The sequence below is a fragment of the Bacillus sp. FDAARGOS_235 genome (genome assembly GCF_002073415.2).
GTDB lineage: Bacteria > Bacillota > Bacilli > Bacillales > Bacillaceae_G > Bacillus_A > Bacillus_A toyonensis.
Genome location: NZ_CP020437.2, coordinates 356,890 through 371,898, shown reverse-complemented (window position 1 = coordinate 371,898; position 15,009 = coordinate 356,890). Strand labels below are relative to the sequence as shown.

Genomic DNA, 15,009 nt, shown 5'->3' with positions numbered 1-15,009 from the left:
AAAATCCCCACTGATTAAAGTTTCACTTTATACTTCTACTAGCAGCGCATAACATTCCCATATTATTTTCTGTTTTTAATTGAAAAATAGAATTTGTTTGAATAATTATTCTACAGCTATATACCTAGGAGCACTTTCTTCGTATAATGAAGAAGTATGAATTTTGAATTTGTATAAATTTTACATATTGAGGTGAAAAAGGAATGAATGCGCGGCTAATGGAACTTATTGATGTGAGTACAATAGAAACCATGGCAGAACAATTTTATAAATTAACCAACATATCACATCAACTTCTTGATGCTGAAAACGAATGTATATTTTCATTTGGAATTAATGAAATGAAAGTATGTAAACTTCCAAAAATTGAAATCCCCCTTTTCTTATACAATCAATATTTAGGATCTTTTGTTGTATGGTCCAAACGAAGCGAAATTTTCAATTGCCAAAAATATTTTGAAATGCTTTCTAACCTTATTATAACTGGGGTGAAAAAAGAAGTTCAAAGTAAAAATATATCGTTACTTTCTCGAAAAGAGGAAGAACTACATACGATCTTACAAAACATGCCTGTTATGGTTGATGCGCTTGACTATAATGGAGATTTTGTTTTGTGGAATCGAGAATGCGAGATTGTAACAGGTTATACTGCTGAAGAAATAATTGGGAATCCAAACGCTCTTCAATTACTGTATCCTGACCATAATTATCGCCATCAAATACAAAATAAATTTTTAACTCGTGGAAAAAATTTTAGAGATTGGGAAATGAGTTTAACATGTAAAAATGGAGAAATTAAAACGATAATGTGGTCCAATATATCAGAGCAATTTCCTGTAACAGGATTTAGTTACTGGGCTGTTGGGGTAGATATTACACATTTAAAAGCAATAGAAGAGCAATTAAAACAACAAACCTCTGAATTAGAATTAATTTTCAAAGCTTTACCAGATTTATGTTTTTTAACAAAAGATGATGGGACAATTATAGATTATAAAGCAGGATCCCCTACAAAATTTTACGTGCCCGCAGAAGCTTTTATGGGAAAAAAGTTTTACGAAATATTACCGTCTCCAGTAGCACAGCAATTTCAAGAAGCAATTCGCCAATTGAAAGATGAAGGAAAGAATGTAATTGTAGAATATCCTCTAACAATTAATGGAAGTATTGATTTCTTTGAAGCTAGATGTTTACCATTATTACAAGATAAAATTATGATCATTGTCCGCGATATTACAGAGCGGAAAAAGGCAGAAGAATTGCTAAATAAATCAGATACACTTGCGGCAATTGGTCAATTAGCAGCCGGTGTAGCTCATGAAGTGAGAAACCCATTAACTGTAATTAAAGGATTTATACAGTTATTCCAAATTAATAAAGAGGATCAAGAGAAATACTTTGACCTTATGCTTTCCGAAATAGAAAGAATAGAAGCAATTCTCCAAGAGTTTTTGTCGATTGCTAAAACTGATGAAATAAATACAGAAAAGAAAAATATTTATCAAATTTTTAAAAATGTCGTATCACTAATTAATACAAAAGCAATCATGACAAATATTCAAGTTGAACTATTTACAGATTCCGAAGAGATAATCATTGAATGCTCAGAAAATCAATTGAAACAAGTTTTTATTAATATTTTGCAAAATTCAATTGAAGCAATGCTAAATGGTGGGAAAATTTCAATTCATATAAAAGAAATACATAAAAATGGTGTCATTATTAGTGTAATAGATGAAGGAATAGGAATACCTGAAGAAAGAATTAAAAGATTAGGTGAACCTTTTTATAGTACGAAAGAAAAAGGTACCGGTATTGGATTGATGTTAAGTTATAAAATTATTGAAAGTCATCAAGGAACAATAAGTATAATGAGTGAGGTTGGTGTCGGGACAACTGTAACGATTTACTTGCCAAAAATGCAGAGTAAACAATCTCTATCAAATTGTGATGATAGATGTATTTCAATACGTTCTAATATTAAATCTTAAAATACTTAATACCCAATAACAAAGCTAAGCTTTTGTTATTGGGTATTTTTATATTTAATTTAGTAAACTTTACCTTTTCTTTATGTTTGTTTTAATTTCTATTAAGTTTTGAACGTTATATTTATATGCGTACAAAGTAATGTGTGGAAATTGTACATTACTTTTAATATAGAAAGCCTAAAAGTATTAAAAATGTTGTAAGGAGGAGATTATGACGAGGTGAAAAAGAAAGAGAAAAAGAGTGGTAGAGCAATACCGATGCGCTTAAATATTTTATTCTTTTGTGTATTTTTATTATTTTCTGCCATGATTATACAGTTAGGTAAAGTACAAATTGTCGATGGAGAGACATATAAAAATGAAGTAGAGAAGAGAGAAAAGGCAACTGTGAGTCTTTCTGTCCCGCGTGGGAAAATATTTGATCGAGAAGGGAATCCAGTTGTTGATAATAAGTCTTTACGCACGATTACGTATACAAAGATGAAAGGTGTAAAATCAGAAGATATACTAAAAACTGCAAGACAACTTGAGGAAATAATTGAAATGCCGCAAGAAGATATAGACAAGTTAACTGAGACGGATAAGAAAGATTTTTGGATGCAATTAAATCCAAAACTCGCACAAAATTTAATATCAAAAAAAGAAATAGACAAGTTTAGGGAAAAAGATATTACGGGTAAAGACCTAGATAAGAAAATAGAAGATTTAAGAAGAAAGCGTGTTACAGATAAAAATCTTCAAGAGTTAACAGCTCAAGATATAAAAGTGTTAGCTATTAAAAGTAAAATGACTGCAGGTTACCAAATGGCTCCTCAAATTATTAAAAAAGATGTGAGTGAAAAGGAATATGCAAAAGTTAGTGAAAATTTAGGAAATCTTTCAGGGGTAGACGCATCGGTTGATTGGGAGAGACACTATGTAAATGATGGCTTATTTCGTTCAGTCCTTGGAAACGTTTCGAATGCTGATGAAGGATTGCCACGTGAACGATTAGATTATTATTTAGTGCGTGATTATAGCCGAAATGACAGGATAGGGAAAAGTTACATTGAGCAGCAATACGAGGATGTGCTTCACGGCTCGAAAAAAGAAGTGAGAAGTGTAGCTGATAAGCAAGGAAATACAATGAGAATGGAAACAGTTTCTGAGGGGAAAAGTGGGAAAAATTTAACGTTAACAATTGATATGGAATTACAGAAAAAAGTTGAAGAGAGCATAGAAAAAATATTAAAGGCATATAAAGGTTCAGAATCAATGTTAGACCGTGCTTTCGTTGTAATGATGAATCCGAAAAACGGCCAAGTATTATCAATGGCTGGGAAAAAGCTTATAGAAAAAGACGGAAAAACGGAAGTAGAAGATTATGCTTTAGGTACGATGACAAGTTCATATGAGCTTGGATCAACTGTTAAAGGTGCAACAGTATTAACAGGATTTGAAACGAAAGCTATAACACCAGGTACATATTTTTATGATGCACCAATGAAGTTTAAAGGAACTAAGGAAAAAAAGTCTTGGAAAGAGTTCGGAAATATTGATGATCTAAGGGCGTTACAAGTTTCTTCAAACGTTTATATGTTTAATACAGCATTGAAAATTGCAGGTGTAGATTATGTGAAAAATAGTTCGTTAAATATTAAACAGGAATATTTTGATAAAATGAGATATTATTTCAGGCAATTTGGATTAGGTGTTCCAACTGGTATTGATTTACCGAACGAAACAGCTGGACAAATTGGTAAAAAAGATAATCAACCTGGTTTCTTACTAGACTACTCGATTGGACAGTATGATACGTATACACCACTTCAGCTTGTACAGTATATTTCGACTATCGCAAACGGCGGTTATCGAATGAAACCACAAATTGTTCAAGAGATTAGAGAACAAACCGCTCAAAAGGATGAAATCGGTAAAGTGATGCATGCAATAGAACCTGTTGTTTTAAATAGAATTGATATGAAAGAAGAATATATCAATCAAGTAAAAGAAGGGTTTAGAAGAGTATTCCAAGAAGGGGATGGAACGGGAGTAAGGGCGTTCCAAAAAGCACCGTATAAACCAGCTGGCAAAACAGGAACTGCACAGACTGTATACGGTGGAGAAAGTGATATTGGGAGAAATGAGAAAGGCGATCGTAGAGAATGCTATAATTTAACATTAGCAGGATATGCGCCATATGATGATCCAGAAGTAGCATTTTCCGTTGTAGTACCATGGGTTATAAATGATAAGTCTGGTATTAACTCTGATATTGGGAAAGAAGTTTTAGATGCTTATTTTGATTTGAAAAATAAGCGATTAACTGGCGAAGCACCAAAAACTTATGACTCTAAAGAGAATTAATATATACGAAACGTCTCTAGCATTTATATGAACTAGAGGCGTTTTTACATACGAATAGGTTAGAAATGAGGTATATATGAAGCAATTAATTCTAAAAGATTGGAGAAAAATATGCAGCTATATTTTAATTATAATAGGCATTCTTTTTATTAATAAGTCATTTTTATTTTGTATGGTAGAAGGAATTTCAATGCAACCTACTTTGAATGAAAATAATCGAATACTAGTTAATAAGGCTAGTATCTATTTTTCTTCTTTTCATCATGGTGATGTTGTAATAATAAAAAAAGAAGACGAGCCTACATACTACGTGAAACGAATTATTGGATTACCAGGGGATAACGTACAAGTAAGAAACGATGTGGTATATATTAACGGCAAAAAACGAGATGAGTTGTATATACAGTTAGATATGTCACAAGTATCAAATCGTTTTTCAAACTTTAGAGAAATGAAAGTTCCCACGCATAAATTATTTGTGTTAGGTGATAATCGAAATCATAGTAAAGATAGTAGGAATACGCTTGGACTAATTGATGAGTCAAATATAATAGGTAAAGTAAAAATGGTATATTATCCATTTGATCAAATAAAATGGTTAAAATAATTCTATTAACTATTCACGTTTTATAAAATAATTCATATATTGATAGCATAGGACAAGCAGAAAAGCTTATCCTAACCTCACAGAACACTCCTTATCACAGTTAGGCATCTACTTATGTAGATGCCTTTTCCGATGAATAATAATTATTTATCAACCTAAAGTAGTAAGCAAATTGGGACTATTAGGGGAAGATTGCTTGTAATAATTACAGTACGATTAATAAGAACATTGAATTGTAAGGAGTGAGAAATACGTGTTGAATATTTTAATAGTTAATTTTCCTGCAGAGGGACATGTAAATCCTACATTAAGTTTAGTAAAGGCTTTTACTGAAAGAGGAGATAAGGTACACTATATTACAACGGAAAACTTTAAGGAAAGGCTTGAAGTTTTGGGAGCTATTGTACATACTCATCCGGATTTATTAAAGGAGATTTCTATTGATAATGAAACTTCCTATGGATTAACAACTTTCTTTCATGTACATGTTCAAACTTCTTTATATATATTAGAAATTACGAAAGAATTATGTAAAAGCATAAATTTTGATTTCGTAGTTTATGATATATTTGGTGCCGGAGAGTTAGTAAAGGAATATTTACAAGTTCCAGGCATAGTTTCCTCTCCTATATTTTTAATTCCACCAGAAGTATTGGAAACCTTACCTTTTCATCCAAATGCAGAAAAACAATTCCAACCCGATGAACTCTCTGAAAAATTACTGTATCAAATGGAACATGAATTTGGAGTAAAGCCCAAAAATCATCTTCAATTTATGCAAAATAAGGGAGACATTAGTCTCGTGTATACAAGTCGTTATTTTCAACCTAATAGCGATTCGTTCGGAGAAAAGAATGTTTTTATTGGGCCGAGTATGATAAAGCGCAAAACAAATATAAAGTTTCCACTTGAATTGCTTTCAAAAAAGAAAGTTATTTATATTTCAATGGGAACACTTCTTGAAGGGCTCGAACCATTCTTTAATACTTGTATTGATGCTTTTTCAAATTTCGAAGGGATTGTAGTAATGGCGATCGGTGATAGAAATGATATTTCAAAAATTAAGCAAGCTCCAGACAATTTTATTATATCCCCTTACGTACCTCAATCAGAAATATTAAGTGAAGCAAATGTTTTTATTACACATGGTGGAATGAATAGTGTACACGATGCAATTCATTACAATGTCCCATTTGTGATAATACCGCATGATAAAGATCAACCAATGATAGCGCAAAGATTAACTGAACTTGAGGCAGCACATAGATTATTGAAAGAGCATGTTAATGTGCAAACTTTAAAAGAGGCGGTAACAGACGTTCTTTCAAATGAAAAGTATAAACATGGCATTCGAAAACTGAATGAAAGTTTTTTAGGGTGTGGTGGTTCCAAAAGAGCCATTGCAGTTATTGATGCTCTTTTAAATAAATAGTTCGGACAATATACAAGCATAGAGGCTCTACCTTTATGCTTGTATATTATTATCCAGCAAATTGTACAGCAGTATTTGCATGTAAAAAAGCAGTATCAAAAACAGGAACAGTAAGGTCATTTTGGGAAATAAGTAATGGTATTTCAGTACAGCCTAGTAATATACCTTCCGCACCGTTTTGAATTAATGAATTGGTAATTTGTATTAGTTTCTCTCTTGAAGTTTCTGAAATAATGCCTCTACTTAATTCGTTTAATATGACGTGATGGATAAAAGTTCTTTCTTCGTCATTTGGGATAAGTGTCTCAATGTTATATTTTGCTAGTCGTGATGTATAAAAATCTTGTTCCATCGTTTGTTTCGTTCCTAATAGTCCGATACGTTTTATATTCTGTTCTACCATTTCTTTAGCACTTACATCACCGATATGAAGAAGTGGAATTGATATTGCTTGTTCTACTTCCTCAGCAAATAAATGGACTGTATTTGAACACATTAATAAACATTCCGCCCCGGACTTTTCAACCTTTTTAGCAACTGTGACTAATTCGTTTTTTACTTCTTCATATTGATGGTTTTGTAATAAAGTAGTTACTTCTCCAAAATCCATACTATATAAAACGAGCTTCGCATTTTGATCGTATTGAGAGAGTGTTAGCGTATTAATATGTTTATAGTATAGTGATGTAGATTCCCAGCTTAACCCACCAATTAAACCAATTACTTTCATCATACATTCCCCCTTGTAACAATTTCGAATCCATTATTTCATAATTCCGATAAGAATACAATGATTTAAATACACTATTTAATAAAAAATAAAAATAATTAGAAAAGTGTTGAAATTTATCTTTCTTAGTGCCATAATACGAATTACAAATTAATACTTATCCAGAGAGGTGGAGGGAACGGCCCTAAGAAACCTCAGCAACCCCTATGTGCATTCATAGGAAGGTGCTAATTCCGCAGAGGACACGATGTGTTTTTTGAAAGATAAGAGGATTCTTGCACGTGAAAGAAAATGACCTCTTATGTAAGAGGTCATTTTTTGTTGTATAGAAAGGGAGTGTCGATGCATAATTCATTATTAAAATAAATATAGAGTAATGAAAGCTGACTAATTTGAGAGGAGAATTGAAATGAACAAATTATCAACAAAGTTAGTAGTAGCAATCGGAATCGGAGCAGCTTTATATGGGATATTAGGACTTTGGGGATTTACTATTGCACCAAATACATTTATTAAACCTGGATTAGCTATATTAACCATTTTTGGAGCGTTATTTGGTCCAGTAGCAGGACTGTTAATAGGACTTATCGGTCATACCGTAACAGATACGATCTCTGGTGGGGGGATTTGGTGGGGCTGGGTTCTGAGCTCAGGAATTATTGGTTTTGCGATGGGGCTCATTCAAAAAAGAGGTGGGTTTAATGTGAAAAATGGGTCGTTTAGTAAGGGAGATATTTCTTATTTAGCAATTACTGGTTTAGTAGGTATTGTCATTGCTATTATATTTGCTGGGGTATTCGATATTATCGTGATGGGAGAACCGTTTGACAAAATTGTTATACAAGTATTAGGGGCAACCATTGCTGATGTTATTATTTTCTTAGTTCTTGGATTACCGATTACAATTGGCCTAGCAAAATCGAATAAAAAACATACACATTTAAAAATTGAAAAGTAGGGATGTTAACATGCAACCAATTATTTCGTTTGAAGAATTCAGCTTTCAATATAAGCATGCTGCGCAGCCTACTTTGAAAGATATTACATTTCATATCAACCCTGGAGAAAAAGTACTAATTGCTGGACGAAGCGGTTCTGGGAAGTCGACATTAGCTCATTGTATTAATGGGCTAATCCCATTTTCGTATGAAGGGATTAGTGCTGGTAACGTATTAATTGCTGGTAAAGACCCGAGGAAAGGCAGTATTTTTGAACAGAGTAAGCATGTAGGAACAATATTACAAGATCAAGATGCTCAGTTTATTGGCCTTACAGTAGAAGAAGATGTCGCTTTTTATTTAGAAAATGAATGTGTAAATCAAGATGATATGAAAAAGAGTGTTGCAGACTCATTAACAAAGGTAAAGATGCATACTTTTCGTAAACAAAGTCCGCATGAATTATCAGGAGGACAAAAACAAACGGTTTCTCTTGCAGGTCTCTTAACAACAAATGCGGATATATTATTGTTCGATGAACCTTTAGCAAACTTAGATCCGCTAAGCGCCATACATACGATAGAACTTATGAAAGATATACATGCACAAACTAATAAAACAATTGTAATTATTGAACATCGAATAGAAGAAATATTAAAATTGGATTTAGATAAAATGATTTTAATTGATGAAGGTAAAGTCATTACGGTAGGGACTTCGGAAGAAATATTAGCATCAAATATATTGCCTCGTATTGGCTTAAGGGAGCCGATTTATATTGAAGCATTAAAGAGATTACATTTTGATAGTAATAATGCCGTAATATATCCACTGGAAAAAATTCAAAAGGAAAAAATTAGTGGCGTTTTAAAAGAATGGATGGAGAAGCAAGTTTTTTTTAAAGATGCTACTAAAAATAAAGAATTATTAAGAGTAGAGAATTTATCATTTTCCTATCCTAATAGACAAAGAGTATTGAAAAATATAAATTTTTCGATAAGCAAAGGAGAACTTATCGCTCTTTTAGGACACAATGGAGCTGGAAAATCAACATTAGCTCACAGTCTTATTGGTATAAATAAAACAAGTAATGCAGGGATTTTATTAGATGGAGAAAATATTAGTTCTTGGTCTATTCGTAAGCGTGGGGAGATGATCTCTTATGTGATGCAAAATCCAAATCATATGATTACACAACCTACTGTTTTAGAAGAGGTTTCATTCACATTAAAATTAAAAAAGTTTTCTAAGAAAGAAGTTAACTATAGAGCTGAAGAATCATTAAAAATCTGTGGTTTATATCCATTTCGTAATTGGCCAATTCAGGCATTAAGCTATGGGCAGAAAAAGAGATTAACTATCGCATCTGTATTAACAACAAATCCTAAACTTATCATATTAGATGAACCGACGGCTGGACAAGATTATTATCATTATAAACAGTTTATGTCATTTATTAGAAACCTGGCTAAAAAGGGAATATCCTTTATTTTCATAACACACGATATGAATCTAGCATTAGAATATGCAGACCGAGCGGTAGTTCTACATGAGGGAGAAATCATTGCGGATAATACTGCAACTACTGTATTAGGACATAAAGAAACGTTACAAAGAGCCAATCTAAGAGAGAGTTCTTTATTCGAGCTTGTTACATTTAGTGAAATTTCATGTCCAGAAAAGTTTATGGAACTTTATTGCGATGTTAGTAGGAGGGAGGAAAATGCATAATACGTATTTTCGTCGTATGGATGGGGCTGTGAAATTAGTTTTGTTTATATTTTGTATGACGCTTACTTTTATGTTTTTTGATTTTCGCATATTACTAATTTTATTTATGTTTGGATGTATCGGACTCTTACTTGCTAAAATTCCACTTCGTAAAATTTTACTTATTTTTACTGTTATATTTACATTTAGTTTATTAAACACTGTTATGATTTTATTAATTACACCGACTCATGGATCTGAATTAACTGGATCGTATACTTCGTTTTTACATATTGGTTATGCAACAATTACATATGAAACATTATTTTATGCAGTTACACTTTCATTAAAATATTTTACGTTGTTACCATTTACACTTATCTTTATTTACACGACAGATCCAAGTGAATTTGTAAGTGGCTTAAGTAAACTTGGTATTCATTATAAGATTACATATGCAATAAATATTGCACTACGTTATATACCTGATATTCAGTCCGAATATAAAATTATTAAACATGCGCAAGAAGCGAGAGGAGTAGCTTTTGAAAAAGGGGAAGCGAGCTTATGGATTCGTATGAAAAACCGTATTTTAATTTTCTGGCCGCTAATCATTCATTCTCTAGAAAGAATCGATACCGTTTCAAATGCAATGGATTTAAGAGGGTTTGGAAAGAAGGATAAACGTACGTGGTTCTATACAAGTAAAGCGGAAAGTGGTGATTTCATTGCTTTATTTACAGGTGTTTTTATTTTAATGGTTGCAGTATATTTAAAACTAAATGTATTTCAAAACTTTTGGTATCCATTTTAAAGCACTCGCAATCGAGTGCTTTTACTTATTTTTAAGTAGACATGCTCAAAAAAGGGATATATACATAATGTATAATACGAACCAGTTAAAATGATCAACTACCTATTAGTTTTCAAACCAAAAGGAGGAAAAAATATGAGTTACGGTGGTTCTTGTGGTTTTGGTGGAGGTTTCGCTTTATTAGTTGTGTTATTCATTTTATTAATAATTGTAGGATGCAGCTGTTGGGGCGGAGGATACTAATTTTTAATTAGTCTTCACAAATGTAAACTTAAAAAACATAGAAGATACTTATGTATCGAGACAAAGAAAAAAGGAGCTATTATGCTCCTTTTTTCTTTGTTATATATTTTTATCTTTTGGGAATGTAATCGTTAAAGCCGTTCCTTTACTAACGGTACTTTGGATTTTTAAATTACCATGCATCGTTTCAATAATTTTAACAGCAACCATCGTACCTAAACCAGTACCTTTTGATTTTGTACTAAAATAAGGTTCGCCAAACCTGTTAATTTGCTCTTGTGACATTCCAATTCCGCTATCTTCAATTCGTATTATAACTTTATTATTGCTTATGGTGGAGGATATATTTAAGGTACCACCATTAGGCATTGCTTCAATACTATTTTTTATTAAGTTTAAAAAACATTGTTGAAAGTGCTGTTTATTACCAACAATGTTTGCCTTTGAGAAATCTTTTGTAATATGTATCGTATTCATATTACATAATGGCAATATCATATTAATAGCTCGATTTAACTCTTGGTCTATTGAAATATGATCTAGTTTTTCTGGTGCTGGTTTAGCAAACGTTAAATAGTCATCAATAATCTCTTGCGCACGATTTAATTCTTCAAGTATATGTTCAATGTATTCGTCCCTTGATTCAGGAGATAAATTTGGTGTTTTTAAAAGTTGTGTAAATCCCTTTACGACAGTTAAGGGATTTCTTACTTCGTGCGATATACTAGCAGCAAGTTGACTAACGATCTCCATCTTTTCCATTTTAATTAATTTTGAGCGCATAAATACTGCATCTTTTAAAACTTCATTAAAATAAACAATAAATAACATTAAAGTAGTCGGTAATAATATGAAATAAATAATATATAAATTATTTACTTCAAATTCTGATAATGTTAGTACAATCACAGTTGTAAATATTGCTAGGAAAAAAGTTAAAAACATAGCAAAAGCTACTTTAACCTTTCTATTGTATGCATTAAATTTTGTAGATGCGAATGCTGTTATGATGAACATTGTGCCATAAACAATAACTGTTAACATGTTAAATCCATAAAATAAAACTCTTGTAATTAATAAAATAGTAAACAATATAATGCCGACAGGGAATCCACCATAAAGTGTACCTATTATTACTGGGATTTGTCTTAAATCATGAATACAACTTTCATCCATATAGATAGGGTATCGCATACATAAAATAAGTGGGATACTCGTACAAAGAATAATAAGCAGTCTTTTATATTTCTTCAAATAGCGCCTGTTATCATATATAAAATAAAAAATAAATATACTACTTAAAATGTAAAGAAGATTATTTAATACATTTTGATTAATATAAACAAAGTCCATAATATTAGCCTCGTCATTCTGAATTTCCATTTCATATGTATTATACATGATAAAAGTATAAACTCTATATTTGTTTTAAAAATATAAGCTTATATCATTTTAGCACTAGATACTTTTAACCATGCTTCATAAAATTCTTTTACTGATGTATACCGTTCTGCACGGTTTTCATTCACAGCACGAGAGGCAACCTCATATAATTCTTTACTTGCACCCCATTTTATAAAGGAACGATCTTTTTCACCACCTAAAAGTGCGAAAGCTACCGCGCCCATATTAAATACATTTGTTTTTTCATCAATTATAGCGTTTAGCTCAAATTCTTCAGGAGACATAAAACGAGAGGAACCCCATAGTCTTCCCATTTTATTTATGTATGGTTTTTTAGAGTATAAATCAATATCACAAATCTTCGTCTCATTTGTACTAAAATTATGTAAAATACTACCGTCATAAAAATCTATAGCTACATAGTTTTTCTGTTCTACATGAGCATGGAAAGAAAAAATCGCATTCAATGAATAAATTCGTTCCACAACAGTTAAATGTCTAAATTTATAAAATGGAGAGTTTGGATTTTTATATTTCTCAGGAGGTGGGAAACTCCAATGTGGGTGAAGCGATTCCCCATCAAACCAATCAAATATTAAAACATATCCATTATGTACTGGAAAGTGTTCAATTAAAGTTATTAGTGATTCATGTTTTAATTCATCGTAAAGGGAAACCGATTTTATTAATGTTTCAATAGCGGCCTCTGGAGTTCCATTATATGCAATTGTTTGTGCTCCTGCATATTTAATAAATTTCTTATGACCATCCTTTTCTACACCAAAACATATATTACCCGAATCTTGTTGGTCAAAAACGGCAAATACAGTTCCTAATTTCAAAAGCCAATCAAAATTATGATGTTCTTTTAATTGTAATGTTACTTGATTCAACTGAATTTCAACTGGAATATCTTTCATAATGTACCTCGCATTTATTATAATAAAGTTGTATGTTTTAATATTCGACATATTTTGTGAAAATCCTATTTTAATAACATGAAATTTTATAAATATAATGATAAAAGCTTTTTAGGAGGCAAATAAAATGGATCAAAAAATTATTATAAAATCCTATCAAAAAGACTGGCATGAAGAATACTTAAAGGAAAGATACAAATTTAATTCTTTATTAGGGGAAGAAATCGTTGCTATTGAACATATAGGAAGTACTGCCGTAGAAGGGTTAGGCGCTAAACCTCTTATTGATATGATGATTGGCGTAACGGATTTACAAATTACCGAAAAGTGGACTCATATCCTTTCGGAAATTGGATATGAGTATGTCCCAAAAGAAACACCAAGTTGGCGGTTTTTCAGAAAGGGGAAATGGAGAGCGGGTACTCATCATTTGCATGTTTATATTTATAATAGCGAGGAATGGAGAAATAATCTTTTGTTTCGAGACTTTCTAAAAAAACATGAATGGGCACGTAAAGAATATAGAGAACTAAAAGAGGGGCTTGCAGCTACATATCCTTTTGATCGTGTGTCGTATACAAATGCAAAAGCGCCATTTATTCGAAATATAATAGAATTGGCTAGAATTAATTAAAGTTAAATTTACAGTTTTTTATCTAAATAGTTTTGAAAATAGTACTGATAAATCCTTCTTTTGCTTTTTAAAAGGAAGGATGTTCTGTTTTGTCATAAAAATATACTTTCTTTCTATTTATTGGAGACAGATTGTTTTATTTATTTCAATGTTTCTAGTACATTAAAAATATTAAGGGGGAATGAAACAATGAAAGCAATTATACATCAATATAAAAAAGGATTAGAGGGGTTAGAATATAAAATTTTATCTGAATCAACTCCTAATGCTGGTGAAGTAAAAGTAAAGTTAAAAGCTGCAGGGGTAAATCATAGAGACTTATTTATAATAAATAATAGAAAAGAAATGGATATACCATTAGTAATAGGATCAGATGGATCGGGCATTGTTACAGAAATCGGAGAAGGGGTTTCAAATACTTCACTACATACCGAGGTTATTATTAATCCTAGTATTGGATGGGACAGTATTGCTAATGTGCCAGAGTTACCTGAAGTGTTAGGTGGACCGAAAGATGGAACGTTTGCTGAATATGTAATTGTACCAGCTGAAAATGTAGTGGAAAAGCCGTCATATCTTACTTGGGAAGAATCCGGTGTTCTATCATTATCGGCATTAACTGCATATAGAGCACTTTTTACAAAGGGGAGATTGAAGTGCGGTGAACATGTTTTAATTCCAGGAATAAGCGGTGGTGTGGCAACCTTTTCCATGTTATTTGCGAAAGCAATTGGCGCAAAAGTAAGTGTTACTTCAAGGTCAGAGAACAAAAGAGTGATTGCTGAAAAATATGGTGCAGACTGTTCTTTTAATAGTTCTGGAAATTGGGAAGAGAGCTTGCAAGGAGAAAAAGTAGATTTAATTATAGATAGTATTGGTCCTGCGACGTTCTTAAAATATTTTGATGTATTAAAACCAAATGGAAGAATTGTTAATTTTGGTGCAAGCTCAGGAGATAAAATTGAATTGCCATTACGTGCATTATTTTATAATCAAATCGATATTATGGGAACATCTATGGGAAGCCGTGAGGAATTTAATGAAATGATTCAGTTTATAAAAAAACATAAAATTAAACCAATTATGGATAAAAGTTTTTCGTTAGAAGAAGCAGTTCAGGCATTAAATCGTATGGAACAAGGCGAACAATTTGGTAATATCGCTCTACGTATGGAATAAAAATATGATTTAACAACTAATATTTTTATATCAATATGGTATGTATTTTATGTATGTATAG

At 31.7% G+C, this 15,009-nt stretch carries 13 protein-coding genes and 1 riboswitch; of the genes, 10 read left to right on the top strand and 3 right to left on the bottom strand.

Annotation, left to right across the window (positions count from 1 at the left end):
• Window positions 1–203 precede the first annotated feature (203 nt).
• The 4 genes from A6J74_RS03535 (at window position 204) to A6J74_RS03520 (ending at window position 6,376) form a co-directional block, all read left to right on the top strand.
• Window positions 204–1,991, top strand: coding sequence for a PAS domain-containing sensor histidine kinase (locus tag A6J74_RS03535; protein WP_000994069.1), 1,788 nt, complete (start codon window positions 204–206; stop codon window positions 1,989–1,991).
• Window positions 1,992–2,210: 219 nt separating this feature from the next.
• Complete coding sequence (locus tag A6J74_RS03530; RefSeq protein ID WP_000726031.1) at window positions 2,211–4,337, top strand: peptidoglycan D,D-transpeptidase FtsI family protein; 2,127 nt, start codon at window positions 2,211–2,213, stop codon at window positions 4,335–4,337.
• A gap of 76 nt (window positions 4,338–4,413) precedes the next feature.
• Window positions 4,414–4,944 (top strand): signal peptidase I, encoded by a 531-nt coding sequence (gene lepB, locus A6J74_RS03525; protein ID WP_000811461.1) that lies wholly within the window; start codon window positions 4,414–4,416, stop codon window positions 4,942–4,944.
• Window positions 4,945–5,197: 253 nt separating this feature from the next.
• Window positions 5,198–6,376, top strand: a complete 1,179-nt coding sequence (locus tag A6J74_RS03520; protein WP_000932110.1) for a macrolide family glycosyltransferase — start codon at window positions 5,198–5,200, stop codon at window positions 6,374–6,376.
• Between the two features lie 49 nt (window positions 6,377–6,425).
• On the opposite strand, the gene A6J74_RS03515 is transcribed toward A6J74_RS03520, so the two are convergent.
• Entirely contained in the window at window positions 6,426–7,109 is a 684-nt protein-coding gene (locus A6J74_RS03515) for an aspartate/glutamate racemase family protein (RefSeq protein WP_002048228.1), read from the bottom strand.
• A gap of 151 nt (window positions 7,110–7,260) precedes the next feature.
• Window positions 7,261–7,376: riboswitch (SAM riboswitch) on the top strand.
• A 139-nt stretch (window positions 7,377–7,515) separates the two neighbouring features.
• Here A6J74_RS03515 and A6J74_RS03510 point away from each other — a divergent pair.
• The 4 genes from A6J74_RS03510 to A6J74_RS03495 all read left to right on the top strand — a co-directional run bounded on the left by A6J74_RS03510 (window position 7,516) and on the right by A6J74_RS03495 (window position 10,811).
• Window positions 7,516–8,064 carry an ECF-type riboflavin transporter substrate-binding protein gene (locus tag A6J74_RS03510; RefSeq protein WP_001038217.1) on the top strand — a complete coding sequence of 183 codons (549 nt, stop codon included), beginning with the start codon at window positions 7,516–7,518 and terminating at the stop codon, window positions 8,062–8,064.
• A 10-nt stretch (window positions 8,065–8,074) separates the two neighbouring features.
• On the top strand, window positions 8,075–9,775 hold the full coding sequence (locus A6J74_RS03505; RefSeq protein ID WP_001182462.1) for an ABC transporter ATP-binding protein: 1,701 nt from the start codon (window positions 8,075–8,077) through the stop codon (window positions 9,773–9,775).
• Window positions 9,768–10,568 (top strand): energy-coupling factor transporter transmembrane component T family protein, encoded by an 801-nt coding sequence (locus A6J74_RS03500; RefSeq protein WP_000552028.1) that lies wholly within the window; start codon window positions 9,768–9,770, stop codon window positions 10,566–10,568. Before A6J74_RS03505 ends, A6J74_RS03500 begins: the two co-directional genes overlap by 8 nt.
• A gap of 135 nt (window positions 10,569–10,703) precedes the next feature.
• Window positions 10,704–10,811: a YjcZ family sporulation protein gene (locus tag A6J74_RS03495; protein WP_000120182.1), complete on the top strand. Its 108-nt coding sequence runs from the start codon at window positions 10,704–10,706 to the stop codon at window positions 10,809–10,811.
• Window positions 10,812–10,910: 99 nt separating this feature from the next.
• Here the strand turns inward: A6J74_RS03495 and A6J74_RS03490 are convergent, their stop codons facing one another.
• Both A6J74_RS03490 and A6J74_RS03485 read right to left on the bottom strand, forming a co-directional pair.
• Window positions 10,911–12,212, bottom strand: coding sequence for a sensor histidine kinase (locus A6J74_RS03490; protein ID WP_002038784.1), 1,302 nt, complete (start codon window positions 12,210–12,212; stop codon window positions 10,911–10,913).
• Window positions 12,213–12,253: 41 nt separating this feature from the next.
• A complete protein-coding gene (locus tag A6J74_RS03485; protein ID WP_000651958.1) occupies window positions 12,254–13,135 on the bottom strand; it encodes a serine/threonine-protein kinase in 882 nt (293 codons plus the stop codon).
• Between the two features lie 127 nt (window positions 13,136–13,262).
• On the opposite strand from A6J74_RS03485, the gene A6J74_RS03480 reads away from it, so the two are divergent.
• The gene (locus A6J74_RS03480; protein ID WP_000372152.1) at window positions 13,263–13,769 is read left to right on the top strand and encodes a GrpB family protein; all 507 of its coding nucleotides are present in this window, start codon (window positions 13,263–13,265) and stop codon (window positions 13,767–13,769) included.
• Window positions 13,770–13,958: 189 nt separating this feature from the next.
• Window positions 13,959–14,948, top strand: a complete 990-nt coding sequence (locus A6J74_RS03475) for a zinc-binding dehydrogenase (RefSeq protein ID WP_000643940.1) — start codon at window positions 13,959–13,961, stop codon at window positions 14,946–14,948.
• Window positions 14,949–15,009: the final 61 nt, after the last annotated feature.